Raw genomic sequence first — 16,513 nt, 5'->3', positions numbered from 1 at the left:
ATTGGCAGGCTTTCCGTTATATCTTTTGCAAAAAAGCAAAAGGATGTCACTGCAATCCTTAACGCAACACCGAAGAAAATTTCTTAAATTTAGAAAACAAAAATAATCATGGCAACAAAAGAAATCATACTAAATAAAATTCAAATTTTAATAACAAACAATTTTGATACACCAGAAGCTGCTTTTGCTTTTTTCGATAAAAATAGCGATGGTAAGCTAGCAAAAAGTGAAATAGTGAAACTATTAAAAGAAGCCGAAATAAATGGTTTTATTCGTGGTTTAGTCACTTCAAAACTAATAGAAGGTTACGATAAAGATGGAGATGGTTTAATTGATTGGGAAGAATTTAAATTCGCAATAGGTGAAATTGTAGTAAAAGGGTAATATTAAACAAAATTTGTAAAACAAGTTTAGTATCTATGATGGCATAGGTTTTAATAACATAGTTTATAATCTTTACATAGTATTGTTTTAATCTCTAATTTAGAAAGTCCTAATTTTTTAAGGTCACTAATTAAATCTTGAAGATTTGATTTTTCAACATCAAAAGTGTCTTTGTCCAATATTGTAAAACTATAAAAGTCTATAGTATTTAGGTTAGGGTATTTCGTATTTGAAATCGCCCAAAGATATTCTTTGCCAGGGACTAATAGCTTTTTATCTACAAACAAGGCCAAGTGGTTGCCAGTAACTCCAATTTTATGAACATAATCATAATCTCCTTTTTCTTGTAATAAAAAGTACATGGGTTTCCCTGTACTTTCCGGTATCCAAGAAAATTCTATTTCTGGACGATAAATTTTAATACTATCTACAGGATTTAACATTAATGAGTCTAAACTGCTTCTATAAACAACACCTGTGTGTTCTTTTGTATCCCCTTTTTTAGAAAATTGATTCCAAACATAAGACAAATACTTTTTAGAAAAAGAAGAAACATCTGTAGTTGCTTTATAGTCGTTGATTTCTGTAATTGGGTATTCTGTCTTACTAGAGTTATTATTTGGTAATTGAAATAAATTCCCCTTATCATCTACAATTAATAAGGAGTCATTTGGTTTTAACTGAATTATATCGTCTGTTTTAAGTTTGTTTCCCTTTTTTACTTTGGTTACGCTATTTAATAAAGGATTACCTACACTTTTAAATACAAAATAGGATTCTTGACTGTAACCAACAAAGGAGATAAGGCTAATAAATAATAGTACTAGTTTTGAAAAAAGTAACTTTTCCATGAATATTTTTTGTTTAGGTAATTCGTTAATATTTTATAAAGTGCAATAAATTCTACACTAAGTAACATGATTGCTATAATTGGAGCAGCTTTTAAATAAATGTTTTTTTTCATTAAGAATAAAGAAATCCAAATAAAAATAATGGTAAAAAGCAATTGCACTACTTTTTTTAATAACATGTATTTGGCAGGAGACTTCACACTTTTTGCAATAAAGTATACAAGAGCAAAAAAAGTAATAATAATAGTTAAAAGAGCAATGATGTACTTTGGTACTAAGTAAATAAAATCATTAGTAATTAGCATTTGTACTATGTTGGCTTGAATTATTATACCAAACATATCTGGAGCACTTTTACCTATTGGTCTACTATTTAAAGGTGTAAAATGTTTATCTTCAATATCATAAATATTACCAAGAGGTTGCCCTATATAACCCAACAATACAATAGCATTATCTAGAGCATCAATTTTTTCTGATTCCATTATTTCAGAATAACTGTAGGTTAGATATTTATTGTAATCTCCATAATATTTAATAGGGATTTCTTTAACTAACTTTTTTTCTAAGCTAGAATCCCATGAATTACCTAGATACTTTTTTGCTACTACAGCTGAAAAAGCTTCATAAATAGTATCGTTTAGCTTTTTAAATCCTTGATAGTTTCTAATAACATTGTTTTGTTTGTCAAAGTTTAAATTAGAATACCCGTGAAGTGCATTTACTTTGGTTATCGAACTATGGTTTTTAGTAATAACATTATCATAAAACGCATATGAATTTATAACATTGTCTTTATTTAATTCTACAGCAAGTAAAGAATCTACAAATACATCTTTTTGTTGTCTAAAAATGGCATCTATACCAATAACTTTAGGATTGCTTTTTTGAACATTATGTAATAATTCTTGTAATTCAAAACGGTCTAAATGTTCAATGTTAATAATTACAATATCTGTGTTAATAGTAGTATCATCTCCTAATTTTTCGGAGTAAAAAATATCTAAAAAGCTAAAGTCTTTAAATGCATTTGAAAAGGGATTAAAAACAGACATATTAATCACTATAAAAGATACTATAAAAAGCATGAAAAAGGAGAATAACATACAAAAGAAGGCATCTTTGTATAGTAGTTTTCTAGTATTCAAAATATAATATTTAGGTTCTGTGAAAGATAGTTTTTTAGTTCTTTACGTTTAATGGTTGATCCATTTTTTTTAATCTTTTAAGCGCAAATTCATCCCCTTGCATCCCAGCTTTTCTATACCAATAAACTGCTTGCTTTTTACTTTTTTCGGTGCCTTTACCACGTTCAAAGAGGTTACCTAAATAGGATTGACTTTCTTTATGACCTTGATTGGATGCTTGTTTAAAATAGAATAAAGCTTTTTCGTAATCTCGCTTTACGTTGTCTCCTTCTTGAAACATATAACCAAGAGCATACTGGCAATTTAAATCATTTAATTCGGCGCCAAGCATATACCAATTTAACACTTTTTTCATATCGGTATCTACACCGTCTCCTTGAAGATAAATAGTCCCAATTCTATAATGCGCTGCTGGATGGTTTTGTTTTGCAGCTGCCGAATAGTATTTTAAAGCTGTTTGGTAGTCTAATATTGGTCCTGCATCTACAGAATACATCTCTCCAAGTAAATATTGTGCGTTTACATCTTCTTTTTCTACAGCTTTATTATACCAATAAATGGCTTGTTTTTTATTCGTATTCACACCAATACCATAATGATACATTCTACCAGTATTTGTTTGTGCTTCTGTATAGTTTTGTAAAGCAGCTTTTTCATACAACTCTGCTGCAATGGCTAAATTTTTAGTTACTGCAACTCCGTTCTCATTAAATTTGGCTAAGTTATTTTGTGCATGAGCATCTCCTTTTTTAGCTGCTTGTTCATATAAGGAATATGCTAATTCTATATTTTTATCTAATCCAGTTCCTGTTTCATACATAAAACCTAAACCACTTTGAGCGGTAGCATCTCCTTTTTCGGAAGCTTTTTTAAACCAAAATTCTGCCTCTTCAAGATCTATAGATGTACCTTTCCCATTAAAATACATCATCCCTAAGCTACTTTGTGCTTTTGTATTGTTCTTTTTTGCAGACTTTTCATACCAATTAAATGCTTCCTCTAAATTTTTAGAAATACTTATTCCATTTTCTAAAGCATTTCCATAATTAAATTGTGCGTTTTCATTTCCTTGCTCTGCTGCTTTTTTAAAAAGAGCTACAGCTTTCTCAGAGTTTTTAGAAACACCTATTCCATTAAAGTACATAACACCCAATTCATTTTGTGCAATGGCATAATCACTTTCAGAAGATTTTTTAAGCCAATAAACTGCTTTTTCTAAACTTTGTGTTTTTGTGTCTGTTCCATTTTTATAAATCATGGCAAGCTTAAATTGCGAAAGTACATCACCAAGTTCTGCCGCTTTCTGTATCCAATAAACCGCTTGTTCGTTATTCTTTTCAAAACCTAAACCGTTTTCATACATATAACTTAATGCACTTGCATATATAGGTAGTTTTGTTTTTTCAAATTGTTTTGTAAACCATGTAGTTTGAAAACCTTCCGTAAATGTTTTTTTTGCTTCTTCTTCGTTTGCAGTTACGCCTACACCATTAATATATAGTTTTGCTAATTGAAAAGAGGATGCTACAGATCCTTCATTATGTCCTTCTAATGCATAGAAAAATGCCTTTTCATTATCAATAGGAGTACCTAAGCCCATAACAGACATGTTCGATAAATAAAAGTTAGCATCGCTAACACCTTCATCTGCTGCTTTTTTAAAGCTAGTCAAGGCTTCATCAAAACTTTTTTCGCTAAATTGTTTTTCTGCGGTTTTAAAAGAAGAAGAACTAACAGATCTTACTACCTCAGTGGTTGTTCCATCAGAAGCTTTAGACCATCCTTTTTCTATAGATGCAAGTCTTAACTCTTTGGCTGGATGTGTTAACGAAGGAGTGTCACTAATAAGCTCATTAATTGCTTTTTGGGTATCTTCTAAAGATGCACCCATTTTTGCTAAAACAAAACCAGAAAATTCATCTGCCTGTAGTTCAACTTTGTGAGTACTACCACCAGCTTTAAGGGTGTGACCATTTAAATGATGTCCAATTTCATGAGCCAATATACTTGTAGCTCCCCAATCGGTATTCGTTTTGTTATTTACTTTCGCAAAAAATTCTTTATCATAAAGAATATATCTTTCCATACTGCCTAGTCCAGAAGGTACAGTTGCAGCAATTGCATTATTTATATTGGGACATTCTTGAACCATAAAATTACGGTACAGTCCAACTTGTTCTAAAATTTCGTCTACAACAGCTTCTGCTTCATGGTTACTCATGAAACCATACTGTGCACAGGCGTTTTTAACTTCTTCGACACTTTGATAACCTTGATATCCACACATTTTGATATCTTGTGAAAAAACTACGGAGGATATAAATAATAGGAGTAAGAGAATATTTTTCATGATAATAGTTACTTTGATAGGGTATTTTAAGAAAATATTTATTAATAGCGTAAAACAAAGATAATATTATCTGCAAAAAAAATATTACACTTTGTTGATTTTATTGTTTCATATTTTTTTTTATATTTACGAACGATGCTATTATCAATAAAAAAACTAAACTAAACTTTTATGAAATCATTAAAAAAAGACCAATTAAAATCAAAATCAATCATGGGTATTTCAGGAAAATCAGTAGCTAAAACTTTTGCAGTTTTAGGTCTAGTGGCTTCTGTATATGCTTGTGAGGAAACTGCAGCTTGTGATAATGACACTAGTACTGTAGCAGACCCAGCAAGTTCAAGCTCTGATGCCGATGTAACTTCTTTTTCAGACGACTGCTAATAAATTGTAATTTCAGGAAATTATAGAATGCCTCAAAAAAAATATTTTGATTGGTTAATTCATCCAATTACAAAAGAAACTTTTTTATCAGATTATTTTGAAAAAGAAGTTTTGCATATTAAACAAGATAAATCGAGAACTTCTAGTTATTATAATTCTTTATTAACTAGAAAAGTTTTCGATTTATTTTTAAACGAACAAAATGTAAAATATCCAGATGTTCAACTTGTTGGAACTTCTATCGATTTTAAACATCGGGATTATTTACATACAGATAACAGTATAAACTTACCAAAACTGTATAAGTTTTATGCAGAAGGTGCAACAATTAATGTTGTTGGTTTAAATAGTTATTTAATGTCTTTAGGGAATTTATGCGATAATTTAATTAAAGAAACTTCCCATAGATATCAAACAAATATATATTGTACTCCAAAAGAAAAGCAAGGTTTTAATACACACTATGATTCTCATGATGTAATTGTACTACAAGTTCATGGATCTAAAGAATGGGAAATATATGATAACCCAGTAGAGTTACCATTAAAAGGACCTCAAAATTTTACCCCAGAAATGGATTTAAACCCCGTTTTAAAGCAAAACATTACTTTAAAAGAAGGAGAATTACTATATATTCCACGTGGTGTTATGCATAATGCTAGAACAACGAATACTTCTTCAATTCACATTACTCTTGGAGTCATGGGAACTTCTATGTTTAAATTAGTTTCTAATAGTATAACAAAGGCTGCAACTAATAATATTGAATTAAGAAAATATCTTCCTTTTGGGTATATTAATAATGAGCAACTCAAAGAAGAAATTAGCAAATCTTTTAAACAAGTGATTACTGATTTAGAGAGTAACATAGATGTGAAGTCTATTATTAATGATATGGAAGATGATGTAATAAAGCATATGCCTTCAAAATTAGTTGGTCAATTAGAATTAATTGATGCACTAAATGAAAACGTATTAGATTACCATACGAGTACATTTTCTCTTCGAAAAAATATATTAATTAAATATGAAGTAATAGGAGAGGAGCTAATTATTAAAGCGAATGGGTTAGAACATTCTTTTCCAGATTACGTTTATAATACATTTAAAATTATATCCTCTAAAGAGCATTTTAATGTTAAAGATTTAGGAAATGATTTAGATGATGAAGGAAAAGAAGTGCTATTAGAGCATTTAATTACTGAAGGAATTATTTACGTGCATTAACTTTAGCCTTTTTAAAAGACTATTATCTTTTATTATTCCATACTATAAAAACAAAAAAACATCTATTAAATAGATGTTTTTTTGTTTTTACTTAATCCTTGTTTATTGAAGCTGCAAAAGCATATCATGTAATTTATTAGAAACAGGAATAATATTTTGACCTTCTAGATTGATAAAGCCTATATGCTTCAATGTAGGATCATATATTAGGTTAAGAAACTCATTATCTTTTTTAACTACAAATTGTATTGTAGGATTAATTTCTAGTTTCTCAGAGTAGTTTTTCCAATCATACGAATTATCATTAAGAATGTTTTGAACTAGTAAGTTGGTTGCTTTAGTATCTAGTTTTTTTTGAAAAACAAGTTTGTTAGAGGTTTCTCCTTCAGAACCTTCTATTGGTTTTTGTACAATTTTGTATAGCGAAATTTCACTAGATTGTTCTAAAACTGAAATAGGAGTATTGTTCAATAAACTTTTTAAGGTAGTAGTATTGGGTGTACTTGCCTTAAAAGCACTTTGCTTATTCTTATTACTTTTACAGTTGTAAGTAGTTAAAAGCACTATAGATAACAAGACTATTTTTAAGATTTTAAACATCTTATCTTCTTTTTATATCCAAAATCATCAATGCAATACTACCTTCTGTAAACTCTGAAGTAAACCCTATTTTATCGGTATTTAGAGTTATATCGTCTTTACTTATTAGTTTATCATTAAATATAACATAGAGTTTGTCTAGAATATTCCCTTCCATAGTATCTAGGTTATTTTTTACTTGATCCATGTCTATTTTATCCAAAGAGAAAATTACAATAGAATAATCAGAATCAATATCTCCATTAAGTCTAAACCAATGTTTTTCTCCAGGTATTACAACCGAGGTGTTCTCATAATTTATATATGGACTAACATCTTCTTTATGAGGAAATAACACGCCGTTTTGCCCCTCGCTATCTGCACCAAGTACATAGACATAGGATGGTTTATTTACTTTGGCATACATTCTATATTTAGTGTTAGCAGGGTAAATGTTTTTTGTTGTATAGTCTCCAATACTTTGTACTTCTTCTTCAACAACAACCTCTTGCCAACCTAGAACACTTTTTTTGTAATCACCAGTACCTAAATTAATATCCATTGTAGAACCATCAAATAATTCTAAATCTAATTCTCCTGATAAAACATTTCTTTCTTGTTTGATCGGTTTTTTCTGCGGAATCATTTCAAAAGCATACTTCGTTAAATTGGCAAAATCTTCATATCTAACCCAGATAAAACCATCATTTCCCCATTGTTTTCCCCAACTATTTACAATTTCAAAAGAACCGCCGTATTTTTCATCATCATATCCAATAACACACATTGCATGTCCACCAGTAGTTTCAGTATATTCTGGTTCAAAAACAGTTTTCGCAGTATAAAAGGAATTTTCGATCATAAAACCAATAATTACTGGATTTCCGTTTACTAAAGATCTTTTTACAGATTCTATTTTAGTTTGATTACTTTCCCCATCACCATATAATCTTGTAAAATCTTTAATTTTATTTTCTTTAGCCTTGCTAATTAAAGTTTCTGGTATAGACGAATCACACATAACATCGTAATCATTAAATAAAGGCGTTCCCATTTCTACCATTACTTTTAATGCTCTGTTTATATATGCTCCTCCTTGACAATTATAATCATCATCAATATTAGAATTTAAATAAGTAAAAACAGGAGAGTAGGTGTTCTTATTAATATCTTCTTTTGCAGTAAGATCATTTCTTCTAGCATTTAAAATGGTTCTACCGTAATACGCAGAAGACCATCCTACACATGTGCCATACCCACCTTGATTTTTAATTTCTGGAACAAACTCTTTTAAGGAAGAACTTGTTTGATCGCTTATAACATCTTGAAAAGCTACATTTCTAGCTTTCATTGGAGTTTTATTATAAGATGCGTCATCAAATAAAAGGCCCGTCTTAGGTTTGTTTTGGGCAAAAATGGAAATAGTAATCGTACAAAATAAAAGAATAGTTAGTTTGTTCTTCATGATTTTAAATTTAAGTATAAGTTAATAGCTAACGACTAAGCTAGAAAAAAAATAATTAATATACAATTCATTTAATTATTAAGAGTTTACATGCTAAATAAAGGGAGGGCATTGTATGAGAATAATTTAAATCGTAAAGGACTATTTAGTATTGTATGTTGTTGATAACTAGCTGTTCAAGGATGCGTTCCACACCAAAATCATCATTATTAGAAGTCTGGTAATTCGCAATGGCTTTAATGTTATCATGCGCATTTTCCATAGCATAGCTATAAGTTGCACATTGAAGCATTTCAAAATCATTATTGTAATCACCAAATGCCATCGTTTCGGCAGTACTTATTTTATGTTTTTTTTGAAGAAATTGTATGGCATGCCCTTTATTGGTTATTGCATCCGATATATCTACCCAGTGATTTCCAGATACCACAACATTATATTTTGGAGATAAATCTTTTACAAAAGGGTAGATGTTGGCTTCTGAACTTGTTGGATGATAAAGTGCTATTTTAATAACCTCTTCTTTAATTTCTTTAATAGAATCAATGATTGTGTAATTCGAATAATATTCAGAAAACAACTGGATCATTTCATCAGAAGCTCTTTTAATATACGCTTTATGTTTGGTGCAAAAAAGAGGATATGTGTTTTCTATAGTATTTACTATATTAAATAATTGGCTTACTTTTTCATTACTTAGAGCATTAGATAGCAGTAATGTTTCATTTTCTATAACTAATCCGCCATTCTCTGCAACTATAGTAATGTCTTCTTTTATAGTTTTAAGCTTTTCAGTAATACTATAATAAGGTCTTCCGCTTGCAGCAACAAATAATATATTTTGTTTTTTTAGTTGTTTAAAAATTTCGAAAAACTTACTACTAACTTCATGGTTGGAGTTTAGTAAGGTTCCATCCATATCTGTAATAACCATTTTTACGTTTTTCATACAATCTTATATTTTATTTGAAGATATGAATATTAAAAAATAGGATTCAAAAAAAAATGTTAAGTTAATGTAAACAAAAGGATTTATTTTTTTTCTCGTTTAATGTTTGCCTAAATGACAACCGCAAGCACCTCGAGTAAAACTTTGACTTTCAATATCCCAAGGGAAACTTGCATTGTATTTGTTATTCTCCCAATAAAAAGGAGTACGTTTTTTTGGTTCATTACCTATTTCATCCATAGTTTCGCTATCATACAAACGGCCATTAATCATAGTATAAATAATACTTTCAGAATTGCGAATATCTTCTAGTGGATTATTGTTCATTACAATTAAATCTGCTAGTTTGCCTTGTTTTAAAGATCCAATATCTGCTGCCATTCCAATATAATCTGCACCATTTATCGTTGCTGCTTTTAATGCTTCATGGTTGGTCATACCTCCTTGTTGAAGCATCCATAATTCCCAATGCGCACCAAGGCCTTGTAGTTGTCCATGCGCGCCAAGGTTGACTTTTACACCAGCATCTGTCAAAGCTTTACAAGTTTCTGAAACTAATATATGACCATTTTTATATTCTTCTTCTGGAGCCATAGTGCGATGCCTTGCTCTAGCATCTAAAATTCCTCTTGGCATAAATTGTAACAATTTTTTATTTTCCCAAACATTCGTGTTTTCGTAGAAATAATTTTCACCATTTAATCCTCCATAATTTACTATAAGTGTAGGTGTATATCCAACATTACTTCTTCCCCAAAGCTCAAGAACATCTTTATAAACAGGAGCTACAGGAATATTATGTTCTACACCAGTGTGGCCGTCCATAATCATAGTTATATTATGATAAAAAGTCGATCCTCCCTCTGGCACAACAAAAATGCCTTCTTCTCGAGCGGCTTGTAATACTTGCTGACGTTGTTCGCGTCTAGGTTGGTTGTAACTCTTAACAGACAAAGCACCAAAAGCTTTTGTACGTCGAATGGAAGAACGAGCGTCTTCTAAATTATTAATGGTGGCTTTAAAATCGCCGTCTGCTCCATATAATATAAATCCAGTAGAGTAGAGGCGAGGTCCTACTAATGTTCCTTTTTTTTGCAATTCGGAAAGCGCAAAAACGGTTTCCGAATTTGCAGAAGGATCATGTGATGTTGTAACTCCATAAGCTAGATTTGCATAGAATTGCCAATGCTTTTGCGTGGTTAATCCTGCTCTAAATGCACCAATATGCGCATGTACATCTACAATTCCTGGCATAATAGTTTTTCCGGAAACATCATAAAGTTTAGCTTGAGATGGAATGGTTACTTCTGAAGAATTTCCTATAGCTTCAATTCTATTATTTTTAACAATAATAGTTCCGTTTTCAATTATTTGATTGCCTTCCATTGTAATAATTCGTGCACCTTTAAATGCAATTACTCCTTGAGGTTTATCTGTATTTATAGTTAGAGGTATTTGAATACCAGTTTCTGTTAATTTTGTTTCTTCGGAAGCTTCCGCAGTAAAGTAGGTGTTCCCTAAAGTCCAGTGTATTTTTTTACTATCCATCGACCAATGTAAATTGATACCAGCATCTTTAGAAATTTGCGTAATTGGTACAAATTTGGATTTATCTGTTATATCTAAAACCTGTCCAGACTTTGGCATTGGTGCTATATATACTTTATGTAAGTGTATAAAAGCAATCCAATTTCCGTCTGGACTAGGAACCAATCGATTTCCATGTTTTGACTTAATTAATACACGTTCGTCCTGTCCATTTAAATCTACACTTTTTAATTCTTTAGTAAGAGCGCCAAAAAACATGCCTCCTTTTTGATATATAATTCGGTTTTTATCTGCATTAAAAATCGGGAAATCTCCTTCTTTAGTAACGAACTCGATATTGTTTCCGTTTGCATCCATTCTATAAATACCAGTATCCTTGGTAAAAGATCTACCTTGTGCTGTATTTCCGGACTGCTTATTAAATACAATATGTTTTCCGTTTTTAGAATATGAAGGATTTCTATAAATCCCTTTTTCTTTGGATATTTTTATTGGAATTCCTCCGTTTGCTGAAATAGTATAAATAGCTCCAAGAGTTTCATCATTCCAAGTTACATAAGTAATGTTTTTTCCATCCGGAGAGTAGGTTGGTTCAAACTCAAAATCGGTTCCAGAAGTAAGACGTTTTGGAGTCCCGTTTGGCATCTTCATCGTCCATAAATAACCTATTGCATTAAAAACCACCGTTTTTTCATCTGGAGATGTTACCAAATGGCGAATAACTTTTGCTTTAAAAGACTCTGGAGCAACAGGAGTATCGACTTCAATAGCTTTTGCAATTTTAATGGTTGCTTCTACTTGAAAAGGGATAGTACTAACTTTCAAAGTTTTGGTATTAATTCGTTTTATTTTTCCGCCAGACCAAATCACAATATCTTCGTTATTTGGCATCCAATTAAAATTAGTGTAGACTCCAAAAATAGCCCAAGCTTCTTGTTGGTCTTTATTTAATGTGTCATAAATAGGCCATTCTTCGCCAGTTTCTATATCATGAATATATAATACCGTTTTTGTACGTACACGTTTTACAAAAGCTAACTTTTTACCATCTCTAGAAATTTGTGGTCTTGCTGCTCCTCCAGGTCCACCAGTAATTCTTTCGGTTTTACCAGTTTCCATATTATAAGCATTAATAGCATAGATTTGTTGGTTTGGATCTTTATTGTATTGAAAAAAACCACCAGGATAAACATCTTCACTATAATATAAATGTTTCCCATCTAATGATAAACTTGGTTCGTTCACATCTTGTTGCTCATTTTTCTTTTTGGTAAGTTGCAATCCACTACCACCAGTTTTATGATACATCCACATTTCTCCAGCACCTAAAGATCGACCAGAAGTAAAGTGTTTTCTTGCGATAAGATAGTTGCCATCTGGGGTCCAAATAGCGTTATTTAGAAGTCTAAAATTCTCTTTGGTTATTTGTTTAGCATCACTACCATCAATATTCATGATCCAGATATTATCTCCACCACCAGCATCACTGGTAAACGAAATTTGTTTTCCATCAGGACTAAAACGTGGTTGGATTTCGAATGCTAAGCCTTCTCTAAGAATAGTTGCTTTCCCTCCTTGAATGGGCATAATATATATATCGCCAAGTAAATCGAATACAATTTTAGAACCATCTGGACTTACATCGAGATTCATCCAAGTACCTTCATCTGTAGCGAGTTGGAACTCTTTATAATCCCAGTTTCCTTCTGGGTTAGAAACATCCCATTTTTCTTTCTCCTTCTCTTCATTTTCTTGACTAAAAACAGTTATTGTAAAAGCTAGAAATAGGATGGTAATAAGAGATATACGATTCATTAGTTATGTGTTTTATACGGAAAGATACTTATAATAATTCAAAAAAATTTGTTTTGTAATTTTGATAGTAGACAAAAAAAAAATCCGAATCAATTAAGATTCGGATTTTTTTATAAGCGAAATATGTTATTATTTAGGCAAAAGCCTTATTTTACTTTATCTACAATTGCTTTAAAAGCTTCTGGGCTGTTCATTGCTAAATCGGCTAAAACCTTACGGTTTAATTCGATGTTGTTAGCTTTTACTTTTCCCATGAATTGCGAATAAGATAAACCGTGTTCTCTAGCTCCAGCGTTAATACGCGTGATCCAAAGTGCACGAAATGTTCTCTTTTTATTTCTACGGTCTCTATACGAATATTGCATCGCTTTGTCCACCGCATTTTTTGCTACTGTCCAAACGTTTTTACGACGTCCAAAGTAACCTTTTGCTTGCTTAAGAACCTTTTTTCTTCTGGCTCTCTTTGCTACTGAATTTACTGATCTTGGCATAATTTAATTGTTTTTTGTAGTAGGCGACTAACTAAATAGTACTTTTTATTGTGCCTAACTCCAGGGTTATTAATTTGTTTTAACCTATTAAAATAATGTTACTTTAAACGCATCATTACTTTAACATTGTTCTCATCTGCTTTATGTACTAAACCATCATGAGTTAATTTAAGCTTACGCTTCTTCGACTTCTTTGTTAAGATGTGACTCTTAAAAGCGTGCTTTCTCTTAATTTTACCAGTACCTGTAAGCTTGAAACGCTTTTTAGCACTAGATTTTGTTTTCATTTTAGGCATTTTCTCCTAGGTTTTATAATTTCGCTTATTATCTTTATACTAAAACTATTTTAGCATGTAATCAATAGAATGAACTATTGTTTATTTATTCTTTTTTGGAGCGATAAACATTGTCATACGTTTACCTTCTAATCTTGGCATTTGCTCAACTTTTCCTAATTCTTCAAGATCTTGAGCTAATTTTAATAATAAAATTTGCCCTTGTTCTTTAAAAATTATAGAACGTCCTTTAAAGAATACAAATGCTTTTAATTTAGCTCCTTCTTTTAAAAACTTTTCGGCATGTTTCTTTTTAAATTCATAATCATGATCATCTGTTTGAGGACCAAATCTTATTTCTTTAATAATAACTTTTGTTGCCTTAGATTTTAAAGCTTTGTCTCGTTTCTTTTGTTCATAAAGAAACTTCTTATAGTCCATAACTTTACACACAGGTGGTATTGCTTTAGGCGAGATTTCTACAAGATCTAAACCTTGTTCGTCTGCTATTGCTAAAGCTTGCTTTGTTTTATATACACCTACTTCAATATTATCTCCTACTAACCGAATTTCTTCAGCTCTAATTTTAGAGTTAATTCTGTGTTGGTCCTCTTTTATTACTCTAGGCGAGGATGATCTTCTTCTACGTATTGCTATGACTTTTCTATTTAAGTTAAACTTATTATTTTAAAATTGTTTTAATGTCTTATTTACTTCTGTTGTTACAATTTCTGAGAATGCATCTACACTAATCATGCCTAAATCTTCTCCTCCATGTTTTCTAACAGAAATTTTACCTTCTTGCTCTTCATTTTCACCAACAATAATCATATAAGGGATTTTTTTCATTTCTGCTTCCCTTATTTTCTTCCCCATGGTTTCATTTCTATTGTCTACCAAGGCGCGAATTTCGTTATTTTCTAGCAAACTTAAAACTTTTTTCGCGTATTTTTCATATTTCTCACTAATTGATAGTACAATAACTTGGTCTGGCATTAGCCATAGTGGGAAATTACCGGCAGTGTGTTCTAGTAAAATAGCTATAAAACGTTCCATACTCCCAAAAGGAGCACGATGTATCATGATTGGCATGTGTAGCTCGTTATCACTACCTTTATAGGTTAATTCAAAACGCTCAGGTAAAGTGTAATCTACTTGAATAGTACCTAATTGCCATTGTCTTCCAAGGGCATCTTTAACCATAAAGTCTAATTTCGGACCGTAAAATGCTGCTTCACCAGTTTCTACTACATAATTAAGTCCTTTTTCTTTGGCTGCATTTAATATAGCGTCTTCTGCTTTTTTCCAGTTTTCATCACTACCTATATATTTATCCGGATTTTCAGGATCTCTTAAAGAGACTTGTGCTGTGAAATCTTCAAATCCTAAAGAACCAAATACATAAAGTACTAAGTCTATTACGTCTTTAAACTCTTTGTCTAATTGATCTGGTGTACAGAAAATATGTGCATCATCTTGTGTAAATCCTCTTACACGAGTTAAGCCGTGTAATTCCCCACTTTGTTCATATCTATAAACCGTGCCAAATTCGGCAAAACGTTTTGGTAAATCTTTATAAGACCATTGACTACTTTTGTATATCTCACAGTGGTGCGGACAATTCATTGGTTTTAATAAAAACTCTTCTCCTTCTTTTGGTGTTGTAATTGGTTGAAAACTGTCTTCTCCATATTTGGCATAATGACCAGAAGTCATATAAAGCTCTTTTTGTCCAATATGCGGTGTAACCACCATTTCATAACCAGCTTTTTTCTGTGCTTTTTTTAAGAAGTTTTCTAGACGTTCACGTAAAGCTGCTCCTTTTGGTAACCATAAAGGTAATCCTTGTCCAACTCTTTGAGAAAAAGTAAATAGCTCTAATTCTTTCCCAAGTTTTCTGTGGTCTCTCTTTTTAGCTTCTTCTAGTAATTCTAAATAAGCAGTAAGTTCTTTCTGTTTCGGGAAAGAGGTACCATAAACACGTGTAAGTTGTTTGTTGTTTTCATTTCCTCTCCAATATGCTCCTGCAACAGATAATATTTTAACCGCTTTTATAATTCCTGTGTTAGGAATATGTCCACCACGACATAAATCTGTAAACGTGTCGTGATCACAGAAAGTAATAGTACCATCTTCAAGGTTTTCTATTAATTCTGTTTTGTACTCGTTGTCTTTATATAAAGCTAACGCTTCTGCTTTGGATGCATCTCGCATTTTAAATTCGTGTTTTCCACGAGCAATCTCAATCATTTTATTTTCTATAGACTTGAAATCTTTTTCCGAAACGGTATGCTCGCCAAAATCTACATCATAATAAAACCCATTATCAATAGCTGGACCTATAGTTAGTTTTATTCCTGGGTATAAAGCTTCTAATGCTTGTGCTAATACGTGTGCACTTGAATGCCAGAATGCTGTTTTTCCTTCATCATTATTCCAGGTGTATAAAATCAAAGATCCGTCACTGGTCAACTTGGTTGAGGTTTCAATAGTTGTACCGTTAAAACTTGCTGAAATAACATTTCTAGCTAAACCTTCGCTAATACTTTTAGCAACATCCATAGGAGTAGCATTTTCTTCAAATGCTTTTATGCTCCCGTCTGGCAAAGTAATTTGTATCATTCTATATTATTAATTATAAGCTACAAATATAATAGTATAAAAATTCACTCACAATATATATATAGGTATAAATTTATAATACCTAAAAACAAGACGTTTCCATAATAGGTTGTATTATTTATTTACCAATTCTTTTTATAACTATTATAGCGTTCCGCTACTTATCCTATGGGCTAAGTATCGTCAGGCTCTCCGCTATATCTTTTTGTTACTTGTTAGTATTTCAATAATCCATCCTACTATTTTCTAGTTATTTTTTAAAATAGTTTGTATTGTATTAGTATCGCAAAAAGGATGTCGCTTCTATCCTTAACGCGATATTGGAGTTCGGTTAGAATATTAGACAAAAAAAGTTTATTTATAAAGTATTGAGAATAAGCTTCTAAAAGGGGTTAGGAAAAATAATTAAAAAAAAGCTTAAAAAA

Annotated in this window: 14 protein-coding genes; 3 read left to right on the top strand and 11 right to left on the bottom strand. The window is 31.2% G+C overall.

The genetic code is table 11. The features are described 5' to 3' along the window. Positions 1-108 precede the first annotated feature (108 nt). A complete protein-coding gene (locus tag ACVC3Y_RS06015) occupies positions 109-384 on the top strand; it encodes an EF-hand domain-containing protein (RefSeq protein WP_452226377.1) in 276 nt (91 codons plus the stop codon). Positions 385-434: 50 nt separating this feature from the next. On the opposite strand, the gene ACVC3Y_RS06010 is transcribed toward ACVC3Y_RS06015, so the two are convergent. The 3 genes from ACVC3Y_RS06010 to ACVC3Y_RS06000 all read right to left on the bottom strand — a co-directional run bounded on the left by ACVC3Y_RS06010 (position 435) and on the right by ACVC3Y_RS06000 (position 4,733). After that, on the bottom strand, positions 435-1,235 hold the full coding sequence (locus tag ACVC3Y_RS06010) for a hypothetical protein (protein WP_452226376.1): 801 nt from the start codon (positions 1,233-1,235) through the stop codon (positions 435-437). Next, positions 1,208-2,323, bottom strand: a complete 1,116-nt coding sequence (locus tag ACVC3Y_RS06005; protein ID WP_452226375.1) for a CHASE2 domain-containing protein — start codon at positions 2,321-2,323, stop codon at positions 1,208-1,210. The genes ACVC3Y_RS06010 and ACVC3Y_RS06005 overlap by 28 nt, the downstream gene beginning before the upstream one ends. 94 nt (positions 2,324-2,417) lie before the next feature. After that, positions 2,418-4,733, bottom strand: coding sequence for a sel1 repeat family protein (locus tag ACVC3Y_RS06000; protein WP_303425268.1), 2,316 nt, complete (start codon positions 4,731-4,733; stop codon positions 2,418-2,420). A gap of 171 nt (positions 4,734-4,904) precedes the next feature. Between ACVC3Y_RS06000 and ACVC3Y_RS05995 the strand changes: the two genes are divergently transcribed. Both ACVC3Y_RS05995 and ACVC3Y_RS05990 read left to right on the top strand, forming a co-directional pair. Beyond that, positions 4,905-5,117, top strand: a complete 213-nt coding sequence (locus ACVC3Y_RS05995) for a hypothetical protein (RefSeq protein ID WP_303425270.1) — start codon at positions 4,905-4,907, stop codon at positions 5,115-5,117. 27 nt (positions 5,118-5,144) lie between these two features. Then, a complete protein-coding gene (locus ACVC3Y_RS05990; protein ID WP_303425272.1) occupies positions 5,145-6,344 on the top strand; it encodes a cupin domain-containing protein in 1,200 nt (399 codons plus the stop codon). Positions 6,345-6,446: 102 nt separating this feature from the next. On the opposite strand, the gene ACVC3Y_RS05985 is transcribed toward ACVC3Y_RS05990, so the two are convergent. From ACVC3Y_RS05985 to thrS, 8 genes are all read right to left on the bottom strand, one after another. Beyond that, entirely contained in the window at positions 6,447-6,944 is a 498-nt protein-coding gene (locus ACVC3Y_RS05985; protein ID WP_303425275.1) for a hypothetical protein, read from the bottom strand. A 1-nt stretch (position 6,945) separates the two neighbouring features. Next, positions 6,946-8,388 carry a C1 family peptidase gene (locus ACVC3Y_RS05980; protein WP_303425277.1) on the bottom strand — a complete coding sequence of 481 codons (1,443 nt, stop codon included), beginning with the start codon at positions 8,386-8,388 and terminating at the stop codon, positions 6,946-6,948. Positions 8,389-8,533: 145 nt separating this feature from the next. Further along, complete coding sequence (locus ACVC3Y_RS05975) at positions 8,534-9,337, bottom strand: HAD family hydrolase (RefSeq protein WP_303425279.1); 804 nt, start codon at positions 9,335-9,337, stop codon at positions 8,534-8,536. Positions 9,338-9,436: 99 nt separating this feature from the next. Beyond that, positions 9,437-12,700, bottom strand: coding sequence for an amidohydrolase family protein (locus ACVC3Y_RS05970; protein ID WP_452226374.1), 3,264 nt, complete (start codon positions 12,698-12,700; stop codon positions 9,437-9,439). A 146-nt stretch (positions 12,701-12,846) separates the two neighbouring features. Beyond that, a complete protein-coding gene (rplT, locus tag ACVC3Y_RS05965) occupies positions 12,847-13,191 on the bottom strand; it encodes a 50S ribosomal protein L20 (RefSeq protein WP_303425283.1) in 345 nt (114 codons plus the stop codon). A gap of 98 nt (positions 13,192-13,289) precedes the next feature. Then, complete coding sequence (gene rpmI, locus ACVC3Y_RS05960; protein ID WP_303425285.1) at positions 13,290-13,487, bottom strand: 50S ribosomal protein L35; 198 nt, start codon at positions 13,485-13,487, stop codon at positions 13,290-13,292. A gap of 81 nt (positions 13,488-13,568) precedes the next feature. Next, complete coding sequence (gene infC, locus ACVC3Y_RS05955; protein ID WP_303425290.1) at positions 13,569-14,084, bottom strand: translation initiation factor IF-3; 516 nt, start codon at positions 14,082-14,084, stop codon at positions 13,569-13,571. 69 nt (positions 14,085-14,153) lie between these two features. Then, positions 14,154-16,088 carry a threonine--tRNA ligase gene (gene thrS / locus ACVC3Y_RS05950; protein ID WP_303425287.1) on the bottom strand — a complete coding sequence of 645 codons (1,935 nt, stop codon included), beginning with the start codon at positions 16,086-16,088 and terminating at the stop codon, positions 14,154-14,156. Between the last annotated feature and the right edge of the window lie 425 nt (positions 16,089-16,513).

This window comes from Lacinutrix cladophorae, from assembly GCF_053604645.1.
The sequence above is the reverse complement of the archived record's forward strand: the minus strand, read 5'-3'. Positions and strand labels throughout refer to the sequence as shown.